The sequence below is a fragment of the Streptomyces sp. DG1A-41 genome (genome assembly GCF_037055355.1).
In the GTDB taxonomy this organism is placed as follows: domain Bacteria; phylum Actinomycetota; class Actinomycetes; order Streptomycetales; family Streptomycetaceae; genus Streptomyces.
This window is the reverse complement of record NZ_CP146350.1, coordinates 6,078,663-6,096,938: the sequence shown is the minus strand read 5'-3', so window position 1 is coordinate 6,096,938 and position 18,276 is coordinate 6,078,663. Positions and strand designations below refer to the sequence as shown.

Sequence of the window (18,276 nt, the reverse complement as noted above, 5' to 3'; positions counted from 1 at the left end):
CCACCAAGGTGATCGCCCCTTACGTTTTGCCGGGTCCGTGGCGGGTCAGTTCCAGACGTTGCCCTGGTTCTGCCCGCGTGCTCCCTGCTGGCCCATGCCGTACTGGGCGGCGAGGCCCGAGCCGATCTGTGCGTTCTGCGGCGGCAGCAGTTCGCTCGGCTGGACGAGCGCGAAGCCGGTGCCCATGAAGCTCAGCTCCCAGCCCTCGCCGGTGCTGCCGCGACGCCGCCACACCCCGGAGGAGTGCGTCTGGGCCTGCATCTGCACGCGCAGACTCGTCGACCAGGCGACAATCGCGTCGGCGTCGCAGTTGACGTACTTGTCGGGCGTCACGTGCATCAGCAGCGGCATACCCGAGGTCATCAGGGCCACCTTGCCCCGGCCGGTGATGTTGAGCTGGTACTTCCCGGAGCCGGAGATGCCGTAGAGGCTGTCGACGGCGATGACCTCGTGGTGCAAGGAGGAGTCCATCGCCAGCACATAGCTGCTGTCGACGGTGAGACCGTCCTGCTCCACCTCCATGACGTGGACGTGCTGCTTGAGGTTGGCGAGGTAGACCGTGCCCTGCCCGTGGCAGCGCATCAGGTCGAGTCCCTCACCGGTGTGCGCACGCGCGCGTGCCTGGTCGTTGCTCTGGTACTCGGCGTCGAACTCGACGAGGCCCTGGTAGGCGACCATGGTGCCCTTGCGGGCCAGGATGCCGTCGTGGCCCTCCAGGGCGACGCGCAGCATCTGCTTGTTCTGGAGACTCCAGCGGTCCTGGGTCTGCTGCTCGTTGTAGGCGAAAATCGGGCTCTGCATGGCTTCTGGCTCCCCCTCAGCCCCGGGCCCGGAGGCGGTCTGTGCTGTCCTCGCTGGGCTGGACGACGACGATGCCCTGACCGGAGAAGGCCATCTGGTAGGCCTCGCCGCTGCCGCGGCCGATCAGCGACTGCGCCCGGAAGCTGCGCTTGCCCTTCACCTTGAGGTTCGGGGACCAGGCGACCAGGGCGTCGGGGTCGACGTACGTCTCGTCCTCGCCGCCTCCGCAGTCGACGACGATGGGCTTGCCGCGGGAGGTCAGCGCGACCCAGCCCTGCCCGGAGATCCTGGTGTTCCACAGGCCCTGCCCGGCGAACTTCGCCAGGCCCTTGACCCGCTCGACGCCCCAGGTGAGGTGGGCGTCGAAGGCGAGCAGGTTGGTGGCGTTGACGGAGATGCCGTCGCCGTTGAGATTGATGACGACGACGTTCGCCCCGTAGTCGGAGAGGTAGAGCAGTCCGTCGCCGGAGCACTTCATCAGGGGCGCGCCCTCGCCGGTCATCCAGTCCTTCGCGATCTGGCGCACGGCCGGCGGGTTGGGCTCGTACTGCACGAACCCTTCGTAGGCGACCATCGACCCCACGCGCGCGAGGAGGTCGTTTCCGGTCTGCATGGCGACCTTCAGCATGTGGTTGCCGTGGTTCTCCATGCGGGCGGTGACGGGTGCGGGGGCGTGGCCCGCGAGTTGCTGTGTCATGACGGGCTCCCTCAGACCTCGTACGGCTGGACGACGATGAAGTTCCCGGGCGCTCCCCGGAACTGGAGGTTGACGCTCTCCCCGGTGTCCCCCGGGTAGGCGTGGCGGCGCATCCGCACCTGGCTGGAGACGACGACCTGGGCGGCGGCCGACCAGGCGACCACGGCGTTGCAGTCGGCGAAGGTGGTTGGTGTGACGGGCAGGACCACGGGCGTGCCGTGGGTCTTCACGACGATCGTGCCGGTGCCCGTGAACTGCATCGTGAACAGCGCGCCCCCGGGGATGCCGTGTCCCTCGATGCGGCGCACCTCGTACTGGAGGCCCTCGTCGAAGGCGAGGACGTTCTCGGCCGAGACGCAGATGCCGTCGCCCTGGAGCTCGATGGGGTGCAGCATGGTGGAGTCCTCGGCGAGAAACACCTGCCCCTGGCCGGTACAGCGCATCAGCTGCATCTCCTGGCCGGTGGCGTTGCCCACGATCCGGCCGGCGAATCCGGCGCCCTTGTAAGCGAAGTCGACCTTGCCCTGATAGAGCACCATGCTGCCCTGCCGGGCCAGCACGGGCTGCCCGCCGATGCCGAGGTCGACGCGGACGAGCTTCTTGTTCTGCTGCGTCCAGCGCTGCCCGGTGGGGGTCTCCTTGAACTGCTGGAGCGCGGCGGCGACACCGGGGCCCTGCGGTGCTCCCTGGGGAGCCCCTTGGGGCACTCCTTGAGGCGCTCCGTAAGGGGATTGCCCGGTCTGCTGCCCGAAGGGCGGCTGCTGGCCGTAGCCCGGGGGCGGTGTGGGCTGGCCGTAGCCGGGAGGCGGGGCCGGGGCCTGGGGTGCTTGCGGTGCCTGGGGCTGGCCGTAGCCGGGGGGCGGCGGGGCCATCTGGCCGGGGACCTGGCCGTACGGCGGCGGCTGCTGGACCGGCTGGCCGTGCGGCGCGGGCGCCGGGGCCGGGGGCGGCACCGGGGAACCGCCGGGCGGGGTGTTCACGGGCGCGACGATGGTGGGGGCGGCATGCACCTGGGGCGCGGGCGCCGGGGCCGGAGGCGGAGTCGCGCCGGGCGGGGGCGCGAAGCCCTGCGCGGCGGGCTGGGGAGCGGGCGCCGGGGCGGGAGCCGGGGCCGGAGGCGCTGCCGGTGCGGGCGCGGGTTCGGGCGCCGAGGCGGGAGCCGGGGCGGGTTCGGGAGTGCCGGGGACGCCGAACGCGGGCGGCGCGAAGCCCGGGGCGGCGCCGGCCTGCGGCTGCTGCGCGGCGGGGGCGGGCGGCGCGGGCGTCTCCTCCTCGGCCACCTCGCCGCCGAAGTTCTTCAGCAGCGCGTCGAGACCGCCGTCGAAACCCTGTCCGACGGCCGCGAACCGCCATACGTCCTTCAGGTAGAAATCGCCGAGCATCACGGCCCGTTCGGTGGAGAACTCCGAGCCGCTGAAGGGGTAGCGGGCCACCTCCTCGCCGCCCGCGACGATACGTATGTAGCCGGGGGCGATCTGCGACATCTGCCCGGCGCCGTCGATCGTCGCCGTGAAGGACAGCTTCTGGATCTGCGGCGGGATCCGGTCGAGCGTCACCCTGAAGGACTCCGTGTCGCCCGCCTGGGCGCCCAGGAGCTGAATGGCCTCCTCGGGGGACTTCGGCTGGTTGTAGAAGACGAAGTACCGGTCGTCCGAGAGCCGTTCGTCGGCGTCGAGGCCGAAGCAGCTGATGTCGAAGCTCAGCCCGGGGCCGGAGATCTGCACGCCTACGTACAGATCCGTACCCGCGGTGAGGTCACTGATCCTGGCCTTGTGGCCGCGTTGGAATTCCCTGGCCATGCGTAACGACCGTCCCCCATCCAGAACGTGATTGCGTCGCGCCAGGCTAACGGCAAACCCGGACACCGGACGCAGTCGGTACAGACCCGGTACAGAACCCGCGCTCGGCCGTATCGGCTGCTCTCTAGCGGAAAGCGGTCACTTACCCCGCGCTCACCATGGGCCCTCGTTCCGGGCACTCAGCCCACGGGACGCTCAGCCCACAGGACCCTCACCCCGTGCGCCGGGCACATGAGGCAACCGCGCGGCCGCGACCACGCCTTCGAGGTAGCCCCGGGCCCGCTCCGTCCGCGGATAGGCCTCCAGCAGCTCCCAGAATCGGGGGCCGTGTCCGGGTACGAGCAGATGGGCGAGTTCGTGGACGAGGACGTAATCGACGACGTACTCGGGCATGCCCTGGAGGCGGTGCGACAGGCGGATGCTGCCCTCGGACGGGGTGCAGGACCCCCAGCGCGTGTTCTGGTTGGTCACCCAGCGCACCGAAGTGGGCCGGGCCCGCCCGTCGAAGTACTGCTCGGAAAGGCGCCGGGCCCGCTCGGCCAGCTCGGCGTCGCCGAGGGCCCGCTTGCTCTCCTGGGCGGCCAGCTTGTCGAGCATGACGTTCACCCAGCGCTGCTCCTCCGCCTCGGACATCCGGGCGGGGATGAGCACAATGGTGCGATCGCCCTCGCGGTACGCGGAGACCGTTCTGCGTCGGCGGGCGCTCCTGCGGACCTCGATCGAGCTCGCCCCCGAGCCGCTCGGCGGCTGGCTCGTCGTGCTGCGCTGTGGCTTTCCGGCGCGGTGCAGTGGGTCGGCGGGCACGCCCCGACGTTACCCGCTGTACCCGGGGAAGTCCCGGCTCCGAGACGGTTCGATACCGATGCCTCCCACCGGCCGCCGGATTTGTACGACGAATTCCCCTGCCTGTGGACAACTTTCGGCAGCCGGCGAGGGGTTTGGGCATGCTGGCTCTTGTCGGCGAAGCGACGGACAGGCCCGGCCCGGGTCCAGGCCGGTCTGTGGCCGGTTCGGCGTGCGGTCGGTCTTGCCGTGCGGTCGGTCATGCCGTGCGGTCGGTCTTGCCGTGCGGTCGGTTTCGGCGCTGCCGTCTCACGCTCAACCGGCATACGGGGACGATCTACGACATACGGGGGCCTGTCATGCATCCGATGGTGAAACCCGCGCTCAGGCGCGGCTGGCGCGACCTCAACACCGTGCAGTTCGGGATGACACCGGCGCATGCGATGACGCTCGGCCCGATGGACCTGGCGACGGGCAGTTTCCTCGATCTGCTGAACGGCACGCGAGGCCTGGAGCTGCTGCGCGAGGAGGGACGCCGGATGGATCTGCCCGACGGCCATGTCGACGGGCTGGTGCGGCGGCTCGCTCGGGCCGGACTTCTGGACGACGCACGGGGCGGCGGGCCGGACGCCGACGCCCTGCGGCAGAAGAAGGAGGTCCTCGACCGGCTGCGTCCCGACCTTGCTTCCCTGTCCCTGACCACCTCGGCACCGGGCGACGCGATGCGGCAGCTGGCCGCCCGGCGCTCGCAGCGGGTGCAGGTCCGGGGCGCGGGCCGGGTGGGTGCCGTGCTGGCGTCGCTGCTGTCGGGGGCGGGTGTGGGCGAGGTCGACGTGCGCGACGGCGGCCGTGTGGAACCGTGGGACGTCGCTCCTGGCGGGCTGCCCGCGGAGGCCGTCGGCGACCGCAGGGACGAGTCGGCCCGCCGGGCCGTGCGCCGGGCGGCCCCTGACCGGCCACCGCGCCGCGCGGCAGCCCACACTTCCCCGGAGGAAGGTGACCCGGGCTTCTCGCTGGTGATCGTCGCCCCGCGGGACGATGTCGCCGTGCACGCGCCCGACCCGTCGGCCGCCGAGCCGCTGATGTCCTGCGGAACACCCCATCTGTACGCCGGCGTCGTGGAGGGGACCGGGGTGGTCGGCCCGCTCGTCCTGCCCGGCGAGACGGGCTGCGCGGGGTGCCTGCACGAGAGCCGCGCCGACCGTGATCCGACCTGGCCGCGCCTGGTCGCCCAGTGGCGCTCCGGCAGGCAGCGGCAGGTACGGCCCTGCGACCTGACGCTGGCCACTACTGTGGCCGGACTGGCCGCAGCCCACGCGCTCGCCTTCCTGGACGGCCGGGTTCCGTCGAGTGCGGGGGCACGCTGGGAGGTCTCCGTACCCAGTCTCCACTGGCATGCGCGGCCGGTCTGGGCGCATCCGGCATGCCCGTGCGGGGCGGCGGAGAGAGGAAAGGGGGAGCACCCCTCGGAGGATCGGGAGTCACACGAGACAATGGCGGTGCAACGGCCGTCGGCGCAGTGCCGTGAGGCATCGGCGAAGCGGCCGGCTGGGACTTGGAGGGCGCATGTCTGATCTTCCCCGGAAGGCGGTCACCCGGACCGCCAAGCTCGCCGCGCTCCCGCTCGGCATCGCCGGGCGGGCGACCTGGGGATTCGGCAAGCGAATCGTCGGCGAGTCCGCGGAGCTCGTCGGCCGCGAACTCCAACAGCGCACGGCGGACCAGCTGTTCAAGGTGCTCGGCGAGCTCAAGGGCGGCGCGATGAAGTTCGGCCAGGCCCTGTCCGTCTTCGAGTCGGCACTGCCCGAGGAGGTGGCCGGCCCCTACCGGGCCGCGCTGACCAAGCTCCAGGAGGCGGCGCCGCCGATGCCGACGCGCACCGTGCACGCGGTGCTCGAGGAGCGGCTCGGCGAGGGCTGGCACGAGTTGTTCCTGGAGTTCGAGGACAAGCCCGCCGCGGCGGCATCCATCGGCCAGGTGCACCGAGGTGTGTGGCATGACGGCCGCGAAGTGGCGGTCAAGGTGCAGTACCCGGGCGCCGGCGAGGCCCTGCTGTCCGATCTGAACCAGCTGAGCCGCTTCTCCCGCCTGCTCGGCCCGCTGATCCCCGGCATGGACCTCAAGCCGCTGATCACGGAGCTGAAGGACCGTGTCTCGGAGGAGCTGGACTACAGCTTGGAGGCGCAGGCCCAGCAGGCCCACGCCGAGGAGTTCGCGGACGACCCGGACGTGCTCGTGCCGCAGGTGGTGCACCAGTCCGACCAGGTCCTGATCACCGAGTGGATCGACGGCATCCCACTGTCGGAGATCATCACGGACGGTTCCCAGGAGCAGCGCGACCGGGCCGGCCAGCTCCTGGCCCGCTTCCTGTTCTCCGGCCCCGCCCGCACCGGCCTGCTGCACGCCGATCCGCACCCGGGCAACTTCCGGCTGCTGCCCGGCGGCCCGGAGGGTGAGGACGACTGGCGCCTGGGCGTCCTGGACTTCGGCACGGTCGACCGTCTCCCGGGCGGTCTGCCGGCCACCATCGGCGAGTCCCTGCGCATGACCCTCGACGGGGAGGCCGAGACGGTCTACGAGCTCCTGTGCGCGGAGGGGTTCGTGAAGGAGACCATAGAGCTGGATCCCGACGCGGTCCTGGACTATCTGCTGCCGATCATCGAACCGGCCGAGGTCGAGGAGTTCACGTTCACGCGTGGCTGGATGCGCAGCCAGGCGGCCCGCGTCGCGGACCCGCGCTCCCCCGCCTACCAGCTGGGCAAGCAGCTCAATCTGCCCCCGTCGTATCTGCTGATCCACCGGGTGACGCTGAGCACGATCGGGGTGCTGTGCCAGCTGGGGGCGACGGTGCGTCTGCGCGAGGAGTTGGCGGAGTGGCTTCCGGGGTTCGTCCCGGAGGACCCGGCGGGCGGCGAGGAGTCGGTGGCGGGGGCATGAGCCTCAGCGGGCACCACGGGTGACCGGTGCCCGCGCTTCACCACCAGTCCGAGTCCAGGCGCCCCTCGATCGGCCTGAGGTTTTCCCGGGAGCAGGCCTCGCAGAAGGAGCGGCGGACGCCGTTCTCCATGGAGCAGGTCCAGGTGAGCGGTGGGCCGTCGGCCGGGGTACCGGCCGACGTGCCGCAGCGGTCGCACGCGAGCGGCCGAGGCTCCGCGGCAAAGCCGTCGCCACTGTCTCCGGGGGGACTCGTCACCCGGCGACGATATCGCCGTGCCCGATGGCCCACGGAGCACAACACCGCGGGGGCCGGTCCGTTCGGCACGGACCGGCCCCCGCGGGGAGAGCTCGGCCTCCCGGGCTCGGGAGGCCACCGCTTCAGGTGAGGTCGGTTACTGCATGACCGCCATGGCGAGCGCCCGGCGGGCACGCCGTGAGGCGCGCTCCGCCCTGCGCTGCATCCGGCGGGCGGTCGCCAGGCGCACGGCCGGGCGTTCCCGCTCCGCCTCTTGCAGTCGCTCGCGCATATGCGCACGAGCCATGGCTTCTGGGATGAGTTGCATCTCTCGGGTCCTGTTCTGACGCGAGTCCTTCGCGCCGGTGGTGGTGAAGTCTTGGGTCGCGGAGCCTGCGGGCTCGTAAGTGGACGGCTTCATCGGGGCCTGCTTCTGGGGGTCGTGCGTGAGGGGACGGTCGATCGTTCCTGCGGTGTTCATGCTGTGACCGGGTTCTTGCGCGGGCGGCCACGCGGCCGCTTCCGGGCGACGACGACACCCTGCACGAACAGCTCGCCACCCCATACGCCCCAGGGCTCACGCCGCTCCTTGGCGCCGGCGAGGCAGGCCTCGACCAGCGGACAGGTGCGGCAGAGGGACTTGGCGTACTCGACGTCCGCTGGCGACTCGGCGAAGAAGACCTCCGGGTCGTAGGAACGGCACGGGACGGGTACGCCGAGGTTCTCGATGGCGTCGTCGAGCGCGGTGAGCGCAGTGAGCGGGATCAAGGCGGAGTCCTCCGTGGGGCCGGGCTTGGGGATCGTTTCGGAAGGCGGTACGGACGGGGCGTGCGCTTCGAGTTGCACGGTTCGTCTTCCTCGTCTGGTCGTTCCGGCCTGTTGGCCGAGGGGCGGCTGGTACCGGGTTCTTTTCTTGTCCCGAGGCTCCTTCGGTCCGTCGTCCCCCGTTCAGGGACAAACAGAAGGGCCGCGGATCCCGGATGGGGTTCCGCGGCCCTGAAGGCGCCGGCCTGATTCGGCGATCAGGCTGGATCACTCCAGGGTTCTGGCCCACGGAAGGCCCACATCTGGTGGTGCTGCGTCGTCTGCTTCCGGAATCCGGCACCGGTCGCCGTAAAGGCATAGGCCTGCGCCTGTGCCACTACTGCCGCTTCCAGTGCCTTGGTCGGTCGCTCATTGCGCTCACGGACAGGAAGGCCCGCGGGAGCAACGGAGGAGGACGCCGGACGCACGGCACGAATGCCGGACAGACCGGTGCCCAGGTTCGAAACGCCGAGCATGCACGTGGAGACGGCCGAGCGATCGGTCATTTTCACGGCGCTGATGATGGAGCTGGTGTTGATGCTGATCACTGGACTCGCCTCCTCTCGGCGTCTCGGGGGACTGGGTGAACCAGCCCGACGGGTATGCAAGTACAACACGGAATCAGGGCCTCCGAGAAGGCCGCTGCTCTCGTGCCTAAGAACCTATGGGGATTGCTGGGGCATGCGCAAACTATTTTTTCCACGAGTTCGTGTCAGTCCTGATCTGTGCCCCCTCCGACGAACTGGCCTGCGCAAATGGCCAGTACGTCGGCTCCGTAGCGGTTGAGCTTGCGCATCCCCACGCCCGGGATGCGCGCCAGCTCGTGCTCGTCGTCGGGCGTGGTCTCGGCGATCGCCATCAGGGTCCTGTCGGTGAAGACGCAGAAGGCGGGCTGGCCACTGCGTCGCGCCTGGTCGGCACGCCACTCGCGCAGCCGCTCGTAGAGGCTCTCGTTCATGTCGGAGGGGCAGTCGTCGCAGCGCATCAGCTTCATCTCGCCCGCGTCGGTGAGCGTGCGGCCGCAGACTCGGCAACGGGCGGGCGTTCGCTGGACTCGTCTCGGGGCGGAGCGCCTGGTTCCGGGGATTCCGCGCTCGATGCCGCCCGTACTTCCGGCGGCTGTACGGCCGGTGGTGCCCGTCGAACCCGGGCGCAGCCCGTCGAGGAAGCGGCTGGGGCGGCGGTTAGGACGGCCGCCGGGGGAACGGGAGAGGGACCAGGAGATATGGAGGCGTTCCCGCGCACGGGTGACGCCGACGTAGAGGAGGCGGCGCTCCTCCTCGATCTGTTCGTCGGTCTTGGCGTAGGTGATCGGCATCATGCCCTCGGCGACGCCGACCAGGAAGACGACGTCCCACTCCAGGCCCTTGGCGGAGTGCAGGGAGGCGAGGGTGACGCCCTGCACGGTGGGGGCGTGCTGGGCGTTCGCCCGTTCGTCGAGTTCGGCGACGAGGTCCGCCAGGGTGGCGCCGGGTTTGGCGGCGGCGAAGTCCTGGGCGAGGTTCACCAGGGCGGCCAGGGACTCCCAGCGTTCTCTCACGGCACCGGAGCCAGGCGGCTGCGGGGTCCAGCCCTCCCCCGACAGCACGGCGCGCACCTGGGAGGGCAGGTCGACGGCGTCGTCCAGGAGGGAGTCGTTGCCGCCGAAGCGGGCCGCGCCGCGCAGGGCGACGCCCGCCTTGCGCACCTCCGGGCGGTCGAAGAACCGCTCGGCGCCTCGCAGTTGGTAGGGCACTCCGGCGTCGGCGAGGGCCTGCTCGTAGGTCTCGGACTGGGCGTTCGTCCGAAACAGGATGGCGATCTCGGAGGCCGGGACTCCCGAGTCGATGAGCTCGCGGATGCGTCGGGCCGCGCCCTCCGCCTCGGCGGGCTCGTCCGTGTACTCGGTGTAGACCGGCTCGGGCCCCGGGGCGCGTTGGGAGACGAGCTCCAGGCGGTGGTCGGCGGCGCGGCCCTTCGCCTGGGCGAGCAGGCCGTTGGCGAGGTGGACGACCTGGGGGGTGGAGCGGTAGTCGCGGACCAGCTTGACGACCGTGGCGCCGGGGTGGCGGGCCCGGAAGTCGAGCAGGTGATCCGGGGTCGCTCCCGTGAAGGAGTAGATCGTCTGGCTGGCGTCGCCGACCACGCAGAGGCTGTCCCGGTCGCCCAGCCACAGCTCCAGCAGGCGCTGCTGGAGGGGGCTGACGTCCTGGTACTCGTCGACCACGAAGTGCTGGTACTGGGCGCGGACCTGCTCGGCGATGTCGTGCCGGTCCTGGAGGACGGCCACGGTCAGCAGCAGTACGTCCTCGAAGTCGATGACGGCGCGCTCGCGCTTGACGTCCTCGTAGGCGGAGTAGATCTGGGCGATCTCGGCGGGGTCGCGGGGGGTCTCGCGGCCGGCCTTGGCGGCGGCGGGCGCGTAGTCGGCGGGGACGGTCTGGGTGACCTTGGACCACTCGATCTCCGCGGTGACGTCCCGCAGCTCGCCACGGTCGAGCCGGATGCGGCAGGCGGCGGCCGCGTCGGCGACGAGCTGGATCTTGCGGTCGACGAGCCGGGGCATGGAGCCGCCGATCGCTTTCGGCCAGAAGTACTGGAGCTGGCGCAGCGCCGCCGAGTGGAACGTGCGCGCCTGGACACCGCCGGCACCGAGCTGGCGCAGCCGGCCGCGCATTTCCCCGGCGGCGCGGTTGGTGAACGTGACGGCGAGCACGCTGGAGGGGTGCAGGATGCCGGCGCGCACTCCGTAGGCGATGCGGTGGGTGATCGCCCGGGTCTTGCCCGTGCCGGCGCCCGCCAGGACGCAGACCGGACCGTGCAGGGCCGTGGCCACCTCGCGCTGCTCGGGGTCGAGCCCGTCGAGCACCGCGTCGGCGGAGTCCGGTACCTGCGGGAACAGGGTGGAGTGCGTTGCTGCTGTCACACAGCCATGCTGCCAGGTCCCGCGAAACGGCTGTGCCGGTTGTCCACAGGCAGGCACTGATAGTCATACCGATGCGGCAGGCGTCACGTCCGGCGGGGCGCGGGCGCCGGGAATGGTTGCCCTTTCACGTACGTTCCACCACTGCGACCACCCGTCCCCGAGCCACCGAAGGAGCACGAGAGACATGCCGGGCACTGTGACGATGTACAGCACCACGTGGTGCGGCTACTGCCGTCGGCTGAAGAGCCAGATGGACCGCGAGGGCATCGCGTACACCGAGATCAACATCGAGCAGGACCCGGAGTCCGCCGCGTTCGTGGAGAAGGCGAATGGCGGAAACCAGACGGTGCCCACCGTTCTGTTCCCGGATGGCTCCACCCTCACCAACCCGTCGCTGGCTCAGGTGAAGCAGAAGATCGGCTGAGGCGGAAGACCGGCTGAAGCGGAAGATCGGCCTAGGCAGAAGATCGGCTGAAGCAGAAGCACCGGCGCCTGTTCGCCGCGGTTGTGCCGGGAAGGCGGTTCCTGAGGCGGCTCAGGGGCCGCCTTCTCGAGGTCTGTCTGATGGTTTGTCCCACACCACGACGTAGCGCCACAGCAGTGTGCGGCGGAAGTCGCAGCCGGGCAGCAGGCGGTGGGCCGCCTTCCGGATCTCTCCCCAGGACATGTGCACGTCTTCCATGGGCATCCCGGCCGGGCCCCGCTTGCCGCCGTGCCGACGGGCGTGCCACTGACTCACGGGCACGCCGCACGCGCTGATGACCCAGTCCAGGACCGTCCGGTTGGCGGCCATGCCGACGATCACCAGACGGCCGCCGGGCGCGGTGAGCCGGGCGAGGCGGGTGACGGCCTGCTCGAACGGCGCGTGGTGGACCACGGCGACCGCGCTGACGAAGTCGTACGCGCCCTCGGGCAGGGACCCGTCGGCGAGGAAGTCCCTCTCCAGGTATGTGACGTTGCCGGGCACCTGCGCGTGCTCGCGGGCGAGCCTGATCATCTCCGGCGAGCGGTCCACACCCGTGACGGATGCCGCCCGGGCCGCGAGCTTGCGGGTGAGCAGGCCGTCGCCGCAGCCCGCGTCCAGGGCCTTGCCGCAGCCGTCCGGGACAGCGTCGAGCACCTCGGGGTGGTGGTGGACGTTGTGGTTCCAGTACGGGTCGGACACGCGGACGGTCCCGTCAGACGGCGCTTCTCGTCGGGAGCGGCTTGCCGTACCAGAGCTCGATCAGGCGGGCCGCGATCGAGATGCCGTACGGCGGGAGCACCTCGCCCGACTCGAAGGCGGCGCGCAGTTCGTCGCGGGAGAACCAGCGGGCCTCGTGGATCTCGTCGCCGTCGACGTCTATCCCGGTCGAGGTGGCGCGGGCCAGGAAGCCCAGCATGAGGCTGGACGGGAAGGGCCAGGGCTGGCTGGCGACATACTCGACCTGGCCGACGGTGATGCCGACCTCCTCGTGGACCTCGCGGCGCACCGACTGCTCGATGGACTCGCCGGGCTCGACGAAACCGGCGAGCGTCGAGAAGCGGCCCTCGGGCCAGTGCACCTGGCGGCCGAGCAGGATGCGGTCGTCCTCGTCGGTCACGGCCATGATCACGGCGGGATCCGTACGCGGGTAGTGCTCCGCGCCGCAGGCCTGGCAGCGGCGGATGTGACCGGCCGCGGCGATGACGGTGCGCTCGCCGCAGCGCGAGCAGAAACGGTGTGTGCGCTGCCAGTTCTCCAGGCCGACCGCGTGCACCATCAGGCCCACGTCCCGGGCCGACAGGAGAAGGCCCGCCTCCCGCAGACCCGCCGGCCGCGCGGACTGGTCCATGCGCCCGGGCAGGGAGTCCTTCTGGAGGGCGAAGTAGCTGACGCCGTCCTCGTCGATGCCGAGGAAGTAGCGGTGGGCCTCGGTGAGGGGGGCCTCGAAGGAGGGCGTCATGACGAGTTCGGTGTGCCCGTCCGCCGTCTCGTCGATGAGGACCTGGCCGCCGGAGACCACGAAACAGCGCGTGGAGGGGTGGCTCCACGCCGCCGCGAGCCAGGCCTCGTCGAGCCGGTGGTGCGCGGCCCGGTCGATGCCGCTCGGTGCGGTGAGCGAGATGGGTCGGTCGGCGTTCTGGTCGGTCCAGGTGGTCACGGGTGCTTCCAACTCCCCGGTGGAACGGTCGGGTTCGGCGGGCTGATCAGCGGGACGTACGGCGGGAGGCGACCGGGTCCGGCGGGGTTCCGCGGCGCTGGGCGGCTCTTCCAGTGTGCCCCGCGCGCGCTGCCGGTCCGGACGGCACGGGACGCTCAGGGCGCATGGCGCCAGTGCTCGGCGAGGTCGCCCCACAGGTACGCGGTGGTCTCGACGCCCTTGAGGAGCAGGTCGAGCTCGACTTTCTCGTTCGGGGCGTGCCAGCCGTCGGACGGGACGGAGATGCCGAGGAAGAGCACGGGTGCGCCGAGGACGTCCTGGAGGTCCGCCGCCGGTCCGGAGCCGCCCTCGCGTGTGAAACGGACCGGCTTCTCGAAGGCCCGGCCCATGGCGCGGGCGACCGACTGGAGGGCCGGGTGGTCCAGCGGCGTCAGGCACGGGCGCGTGGCCCCGCTGAACGTGACCTCGCAGCGGATCCCGGCGGGCACCTGCTGCTCCGCCCAGGCCCGGACGGCCTTCTCGACATGGTCGGGGTCCTGGCCCGCCACCAGCCGGAAGGACAGCTTCACCATGGCCGAGGACGGCACGATGGTCTTGCTGCCGGGGCCCTGGTAGCCGCCACCGATGCCGTTGACCTCCGCGGTGGGGCGGGCCCAGACGCGCTCCAGGGTGGTGTATCCGGACTCGCCCTGGGTGGCGTACGACCTGGCCGTGCGCAGCCACTGCCGCTCGTCGAAGGGCAGTTCGGCGAAGAGTTCCCGCTCGCGGTCGGTGAGCTCGACCACGCCGTCGTAGAAACCCGGGATCGCCACGCGCGCGTGCTCGTCGTGCAGGGCGGCGACGAGGCGGGCGGCGGCGGTCGCCGGGTTGGGCACCGCGCCGCCGAAAGAGCCGGAGTGGATGTCCTGGTCGGGGCCGTGCAGCCGTATCTCGCACTCGGCGAGGCCGCGCATGCCGGTGCACACCGTGGGGGTGTCCTCGGACCACATGCCGGTGTCGGAGACGATCACGGCGTCGGCGGCGAGCCGCTCGGCGTGCTGCTCGACGAGGGCCCGGAAGTGCGGCGAGCCGGACTCCTCCTCGCCCTCGATCAGCAGCTTCAGGTGCACCGCCGGGGTGACGCGGCCGGTGGCGGCGAGGTGGGCGCGGACTCCCAGGGTGTGGAAGAACACCTGGCCCTTGTCGTCGGCCGCCCCGCGCGCGTAGAGGCGGTTCTCGCGGACGACCGGCTCGAAGGGGTCGGTGTCCCAGCCGTCCTCCCGGGCGGCGGGCTGCACGTCGTGGTGGCCGTAGACCAGCACCGTGGGCGCCTGCGGTTCGTCACAGGGCCACTCGGCGAAGACGGCGGGCGCGCCCGGGGTCTGCCAGACCTCGGCCGTCGGGAAACCGGTCTCCTTCAGTTTGGCGGCGAGCCAGTCGGCACTGCGTCGTACGTCGGGCTCGTGGTCCGGCTGGGCCGACACCGACGGGATGCGCAGCCACTCGGCGAGGTCGTCGAGGAAGGCGGCGCGATGCTGCTCGATGTACGTACGGACGACACTGTCCGGGGTCTGGCTCATGGTCACGAGCCTATCGGCCCGCACTGACGTCCTCGGAGTGCGGTTCCTCACCGGACGGTTCCTCGAGCAGCAGCCGCTCCAGCGCGGCCCGGTCCGGCAGGTCGTCCGGCCGTACGACCTCGCCGCTGCGCACGTACAGGAACGCGGCCGTGACCGACTCCAGCGGCACGCCCTGCTGCTCTGCCCAGGCGAGGCGGTAGACGGCCAGCTGAAGCGGGTCGGCGCTGCGGGTGCGGTTCGTCTTCCAGTCGACGATCTCGTACGTCGTCTCCTGACCGTCGCCCTTCTTGTAGACGGCGTCGATGCGGCCCCGTACGACGCGGCCGGCGATCTCGAGCTGGAAGGGGGCCTCCACCCGGTGGGGCGTGCGGTGCGCGTACTCGGTGCGTTCGAAGGCGTCCTTGAGCGCTTCCAGGTCCTGTTCGTCGGCGATCTCGGCGTCGCTGCCGGGCAGTTCCCCGGGCTCCAGGAACGGCAGCGTCAGCGCTTCGAAACGGGCCTCGACCCAGGCGTGGAAGCGGGTGCCGCGGCGTGCGGCGGGCTGCGGCGGGCGGGGCATGGGGCGGGCCAGTTCCTGCGCGAAGCCGTCCGGGTCGGCGGCCAGGCGCAGCAGCTGGGACGCGGTGAGCGCAGCGGGCAGGGGGACCTCGGTGACGCTGTCGCGGGCGCGCAGGAGCTCTCCGGTGAGGGCGTCGAGGTCGCGGTCCCAGGAGGCGACGGTGCGGGCTTCCTCGGGGGTGAGCTGCGGGTGTTCCGGCGTCGTCGGGTGTGGGCGCGAGGTGGTTTCCAGTGGGCCCGCCTGGTGCGGGACGGTCGGGCGGTCCGCCGGCCACTCGTCCCGGCCCGCCGGCCACTCGTCCCGGTCCGCCGGCCACTCGTCCCGGTCCGCCGGGTCTTCCGCGACGGCGTCGCCCTCGAAGGGATCGTCGTCGAACGGGTCCGGTTCGTCGTACGGAGGCTCGTCGTCCTCGGGGGGCGGCGGCCACTCCGGGTCGTCGTCCCCGTCCGGGTCGTGCACGGCCGCGGGGTGTCCGTCCTCCTGGGACGTGAGGTCCTCCAGGTGCGCCAGGACGGTCGCGGCGGCCGCGCGGCGGCGGGCCAGGGCCGTCTCGTCCAGGGGCAGGGGCCACACCTGGTCGGCGGTGGCCTGGTGCAGGGCCGGGTTCTCCTCGTCCTCGGCTGGTTCGTCGGCCCAGGCCTCGATCTCGCCGTACCCGGCCGCACAGTGGTCGTGGAGGGCCTGGAGGAACGCGGACGGTCCGCGGCGCCTCTTCTGGGTGGGTCCCCACCAGTGGCCGGAGCCCAGGAGCAGGGAGCGGGGGCGGGTGAAGGTGACGTAGCCGAGGCGGAGCTCCTCGGTGTGCTGGTGGTCCTTCATGGCCTCGTGGAAGGCCTTCAGGCCCCTGGGGTCCCAGGACTCCACGTCGGGCAGGGTGTCGGCGTCGCCGCGCAGCCGGTGCGGCAGGACCTTGCCCTGGGAGGTCCACTTCTCGCGGCCCTGGCTGCTGGGGAAGGTGCCGGTGACCAGGCCGGGGACGACCACGACGTCCCACTCCAGGCCCTTGGACTTGTGGGCGGTCAGCACCTTGACGGTGTTCTCGCCGCCGGGGAGGGCGTTGTCGAGGCCCTTCTCGTACTGGGCTGCGGTGCGCAGGAAGCCGAGGAAGGCGAGGAGGGTGGCCTCGTTGTCGCCGGCGGCGAAGGAGGCGGCGACGTCCAGGAAGTTGGAGAGGGTCTCGCGGCGGCGGGCGGCCAGGGCGTGCGGGGACGCCGACAGCTCGACCTCCAGGCCGGTGACGGCGAGGACGCGGTGCAGGACGTCCATCAGCGGGTCGGCCAGACAGCGGCGCAGCTCGCGCAGTTCGGCGGCCAGGCGGGCGAAGCGCACGCGCGCGTCGGCCGAGAAGGGCAGCCCGTCGTCGTCCCCGTGGCCGTCCAGAGGTGTCTCCAGGAACGTGTCGAGGGCGTCCGCGAGCGAGATCACCTCCGCAGGGTCGACTCCCTCGACGGCCTCGGCCAGCCTGCGGTCCGGGTCGTCGTCGCCCTCGACGCGCGCGTGGGCCACGAGACGCCGGGCGCGCCGCCCCAGCAGGGCGAGGTCGCGCGGGCCGATACGCCAGCGCGGGCCGGTCAGCAGGCGCACCAGGGAGGCGTTTGCGCCGGGGTCCTGGAGGACCTCGCAGACGGCGACGAGGTCGGCGATCTCGGGCAGGTGCAGCAATCCGGACAGGCCGACCACCTCGACCGGGATGTCCCGGGCGACCAGGGCGCCCTGGATCTCGGCGAAGTCGGTCGCCGTGCGGCACAGGACGGCGATCTCGCCGGGGGCGGTCCCGGTCCGTACGAGGTGGGCGACGGAGTCGGCGGCCCAGGCGATCTCCTCGGCGTGGGTGCGCAGCAGGGCGCAGCGCACCATGCCGTCGTGTTCGGCGCCGGGGGCCGGGCGGAGGGCCTCCACGCCCGCGTGCAGGGCGCGCAGGGGCTCCGCGAGGCCGTTCGCGAGGTCGAGGAGGCGGCCGCCGCTGCGGCGGTTCTCGCTGAGCGCCTGCCGGGTCGCGGGGCGGCCGTCGGCGTGGGGGAAGTGCTGGGGGAAGTCGTCGAGGTTGGCGACGGAGGCGCCGCGCCAGCCGTAGATCGCCTGGCAGGGGTCGCCGACGGCGGTGACGGGGTGGCCGGTGCCCTCGCCGAACAGGCCCGCCAGGAGGACGCGTTGGGCGACCGAGGTGTCCTGGTACTCGTCGAGCAGGACCACCCGGAACTCGTCGCGCAGAGCGCGGCCCACTTCGGGGATCTTCGCGAGCCGGGCCGAGAGGGCGATCTGGTCGCCGAAGTCGAGCAGGTCCCGCTCGCGCTTGGCGGCCCGGTAGCGGCTGACCAGCTCGGCCAGTTCGCGACGGGCGGCGGCCGCCTCGGGGACCTTGCGCAGGTCGGCGTTGGTGAGCTTGGCGCCGCGCAGGGTCAGCAGCAGTTCGGCGTCGTACGCGCGCAGTGCTTCCGGGCGGACGAGGTGCTCGGAGAGTTCGGCGTCCAGGGCGAGGAGGTCGCCGACCAGGTCCGGGAAGGAACGGGTCAGGGCCGGGTAGGTCCCCGGGGCCTCGCGCAGCACGCGTGCGGCGAGCTGGAAGCGGGTCGCGTCGGCGAGCAGCCGGGACGTGGGTTCGAGACCGATGCGCAGGCCGTGGTCGGTGAGCAGGCGGCCCGCGAAGGCGTGGTACGTGGAGATCACCGGCTCGCCCGGCGGGTTGTCCGGGTCGATGGCGTCCGGGTCGGTGACGCCGGCCTTGACGAGCGCCTTGCGGACGCGCTCGGCGAGTTCGGCGGCGGCCTTGTTGGTGAAGGTGAGACCGAGCACTTGCTCGGGTGCGACCTGGCCGGTGCCGACCAGCCACACCACGCGGGCCGCCATCACCGTCGTCTTGCCCGAGCCGGCTCCGGCCACGATCACCTGCGGGGCGGGAGGCGCGGTGATGCACGCCATCTGTTCCGGGGTGAACGGGATGCCGAGGAGTTCTTTGAGCTGTTCGGGATCGGAGATACGGGCGGGCACGTCAGAGAGGCTAGCGGCGGCCACTGACAGTGGCGGCCCGGTCGCCTGCCGGGCCAGAAGAAGCGCAGGTCAGCACATGTGGTGCG

16 protein-coding genes are annotated in these 18,276 nt (G+C 71.7%); 3 read left to right on the top strand and 13 right to left on the bottom strand.

All coding sequences use genetic code 11. The features are described 5' to 3' along the window. Positions 1-45: 45 nt before the first annotated feature. The 4 genes from V8690_RS28500 to V8690_RS28485 form a co-directional block, all read right to left on the bottom strand. Complete coding sequence (locus V8690_RS28500) at positions 46-801, bottom strand: AIM24 family protein (RefSeq protein ID WP_338782946.1); 756 nt, start codon at positions 799-801, stop codon at positions 46-48. A gap of 16 nt (positions 802-817) precedes the next feature. Then, positions 818-1,498: an AIM24 family protein gene (locus V8690_RS28495; protein ID WP_338782945.1), complete on the bottom strand. Its 681-nt coding sequence runs from the start codon at positions 1,496-1,498 to the stop codon at positions 818-820. Positions 1,499-1,509: 11 nt separating this feature from the next. Beyond that, positions 1,510-3,297 carry a TerD family protein gene (locus V8690_RS28490; RefSeq protein ID WP_338782943.1) on the bottom strand — a complete coding sequence of 596 codons (1,788 nt, stop codon included), beginning with the start codon at positions 3,295-3,297 and terminating at the stop codon, positions 1,510-1,512. Between the two features lie 195 nt (positions 3,298-3,492). Continuing rightward, a complete protein-coding gene (locus tag V8690_RS28485) occupies positions 3,493-4,101 on the bottom strand; it encodes a M48 family metallopeptidase (RefSeq protein ID WP_338782942.1) in 609 nt (202 codons plus the stop codon). Positions 4,102-4,439: 338 nt separating this feature from the next. Between V8690_RS28485 and V8690_RS28480 the strand changes: the two genes are divergently transcribed. Together V8690_RS28480 and V8690_RS28475 are read left to right on the top strand one after the other, a co-directional pair. Further along, a complete protein-coding gene (locus V8690_RS28480; protein ID WP_338782941.1) occupies positions 4,440-5,654 on the top strand; it encodes a TOMM precursor leader peptide-binding protein in 1,215 nt (404 codons plus the stop codon). Then, a complete protein-coding gene (locus V8690_RS28475) occupies positions 5,647-7,017 on the top strand; it encodes an AarF/ABC1/UbiB kinase family protein (protein ID WP_338782939.1) in 1,371 nt (456 codons plus the stop codon). Before V8690_RS28480 ends, V8690_RS28475 begins: the two co-directional genes overlap by 8 nt. Positions 7,018-7,054: 37 nt before the next feature. On the opposite strand, the gene V8690_RS28470 is transcribed toward V8690_RS28475, so the two are convergent. The 5 genes from V8690_RS28470 to V8690_RS28450 all read right to left on the bottom strand — a co-directional run bounded on the left by V8690_RS28470 (position 7,055) and on the right by V8690_RS28450 (position 10,961). Continuing rightward, entirely contained in the window at positions 7,055-7,273 is a 219-nt protein-coding gene (locus V8690_RS28470) for a hypothetical protein (RefSeq protein WP_338782938.1), read from the bottom strand. A gap of 136 nt (positions 7,274-7,409) precedes the next feature. Beyond that, entirely contained in the window at positions 7,410-7,733 is a 324-nt protein-coding gene (locus tag V8690_RS28465; RefSeq protein ID WP_010047662.1) for a hypothetical protein, read from the bottom strand. Then, positions 7,730-8,098, bottom strand: a complete 369-nt coding sequence (locus V8690_RS28460) for a WhiB family transcriptional regulator (protein ID WP_338782935.1) — start codon at positions 8,096-8,098, stop codon at positions 7,730-7,732. Before V8690_RS28460 ends, V8690_RS28465 begins: the two co-directional genes overlap by 4 nt. Positions 8,099-8,274: 176 nt before the next feature. Next, positions 8,275-8,604 (bottom strand): hypothetical protein, encoded by a 330-nt coding sequence (locus V8690_RS28455; protein WP_338782933.1) that lies wholly within the window; start codon positions 8,602-8,604, stop codon positions 8,275-8,277. A 164-nt stretch (positions 8,605-8,768) separates the two neighbouring features. After that, positions 8,769-10,961, bottom strand: coding sequence for an ATP-dependent DNA helicase UvrD2 (locus V8690_RS28450; protein WP_338782932.1), 2,193 nt, complete (start codon positions 10,959-10,961; stop codon positions 8,769-8,771). Between the two features lie 184 nt (positions 10,962-11,145). Between V8690_RS28450 and V8690_RS28445 the strand changes: the two genes are divergently transcribed. Beyond that, the gene (locus tag V8690_RS28445; RefSeq protein ID WP_059417293.1) at positions 11,146-11,385 is read left to right on the top strand and encodes a mycoredoxin; all 240 of its coding nucleotides are present in this window, start codon (positions 11,146-11,148) and stop codon (positions 11,383-11,385) included. A 111-nt stretch (positions 11,386-11,496) separates the two neighbouring features. Here the strand turns inward: V8690_RS28445 and V8690_RS28440 are convergent, their stop codons facing one another. The 4 genes from V8690_RS28440 to V8690_RS28425 all read right to left on the bottom strand — a co-directional run bounded on the left by V8690_RS28440 (position 11,497) and on the right by V8690_RS28425 (position 18,190). Next, on the bottom strand, positions 11,497-12,126 hold the full coding sequence (locus V8690_RS28440; protein ID WP_338782928.1) for a class I SAM-dependent methyltransferase: 630 nt from the start codon (positions 12,124-12,126) through the stop codon (positions 11,497-11,499). 13 nt (positions 12,127-12,139) lie between these two features. Then, on the bottom strand, positions 12,140-13,084 hold the full coding sequence (gene nudC / locus V8690_RS28435; protein WP_338782926.1) for an NAD(+) diphosphatase: 945 nt from the start codon (positions 13,082-13,084) through the stop codon (positions 12,140-12,142). 155 nt (positions 13,085-13,239) lie between these two features. Beyond that, positions 13,240-14,643: a dipeptidase gene (locus V8690_RS28430; protein WP_338782925.1), complete on the bottom strand. Its 1,404-nt coding sequence runs from the start codon at positions 14,641-14,643 to the stop codon at positions 13,240-13,242. A 10-nt stretch (positions 14,644-14,653) separates the two neighbouring features. Continuing rightward, positions 14,654-18,190, bottom strand: coding sequence for an ATP-dependent DNA helicase (locus V8690_RS28425; RefSeq protein WP_338782924.1), 3,537 nt, complete (start codon positions 18,188-18,190; stop codon positions 14,654-14,656). Positions 18,191-18,276 lie beyond the last annotated feature (86 nt).